General features: G+C 60.5%; 1 protein-coding gene. It reads right to left on the reverse strand.

Annotated elements, in window-relative coordinates:
• Positions 1-19: 19 nt before the first annotated feature.
• Entirely contained in the window at positions 20-979 is a 960-nt protein-coding gene (locus O3297_RS28745) for an IS110 family transposase (RefSeq protein ID WP_305051305.1), read from the reverse strand.
• Between the last annotated feature and the right edge of the window lie 250 nt (positions 980-1,229).

Here is a 1,229-nt window from a genome sequence, read left to right on the forward strand (position 1 = left end):
GTAGATACTGTTATCCCCGTCAAGCGGCGTGCAAGGTCGGATCAAATATTTTCCCCGACCTGAGCACGCCGAATGCCACGTGCACCAGCTTGCGCATCATGGCGCCAATGATCAGTTTGGGTGCTTTTCCGGCTGCACTGAGGCGCTGGCCAAAGCGCTTGCCCCAGGCCGTCCGGTACACGGTCACCATGGCCGGCATGTACAGGGCTTTGCGCAGGAAGCTGTGGCCGACCTTCGACATGCGTGGCTTGCCACGCACACTGGAGCCCGACTCGTGCTGGCGCGGGTCGAGTCCCGCAAACGCTACGGCTTGCTTGGCGCTGTCGAAACGCTCGGGATTGGCATAGTAGGACAGCAGCACCGGAATCGTCCGCTCTCCCAGGCCAGGAATGGTGTCGAGCAGCTCACGCTTGCCGCGTAAATCCGGGTCGTCGTCGATATGTCGTTCGATGGCCTGGATCAGTTCCTTGATCTGGCCATCGAGCCAGGTGATGTGGTCGACGATGCCCTGGCGCACGGCGTCGCGTGCCACTTCAAGCCGGTTGCTTTCCTGCTGGCGCATGGCTTGCAAGGCATCCAGGCGCAGCACCAAGGCACGCAATGCCTGCTCGGCGGGCGATGGTGCCAACCATGGCGCGGGCTGGCGTTCATGGGCGAAGTCGGCGATCAGCTGCGCGTCGACTTTGTCCGTTTTTGTGCGCACCATGCGCGAGGCAGCGAAGGCCTTGATCTGCGCCGGATTGATGACACTGACCAGCATGCCCCGTCCCGCCAGATATTCGGCCCCCCTTTCCCAGTAAGTGCCGGTCGCTTCCAGGCACACGCGCGCGCTGCCGGCATCGTGCTTGAGCAGCCACGCGCTGAGCGCGGTGAATCCTTGTTGATTGTTCTCGACTACCTTGTGACGGTGTTTGCCGTTGGGCAAGCGCAGCGCGCAGTCGAGTTTTGCCTTGGCGACATCGATTCCTAAAGTAAACATGCTGTGGTCCCCTTGCGATCTACCTTGTCCATGCGGGCTACCGGCGTGCCGGTGCCAAAGATACTGTCCGATCTTGACATCGAGGAGGGGCAACTGGTGCGAGATCTACGAAACGAGCTGTGTGCTCAAGGGCGGATACGGCATCCAGTTGCCCGGTCTTGATATGCCTACCAAGAACTTTGACAGCGATTGACGCCGTTGGCAATATCGCCAACGGCATGGAAGGAATAATACAAGGTCGGATTAGCGC

The organism is Janthinobacterium sp. SUN128, assembly GCF_030587275.1.
In the GTDB taxonomy this organism is placed as follows: domain Bacteria; phylum Pseudomonadota; class Gammaproteobacteria; order Burkholderiales; family Burkholderiaceae_D; genus Janthinobacterium; species Janthinobacterium lividum.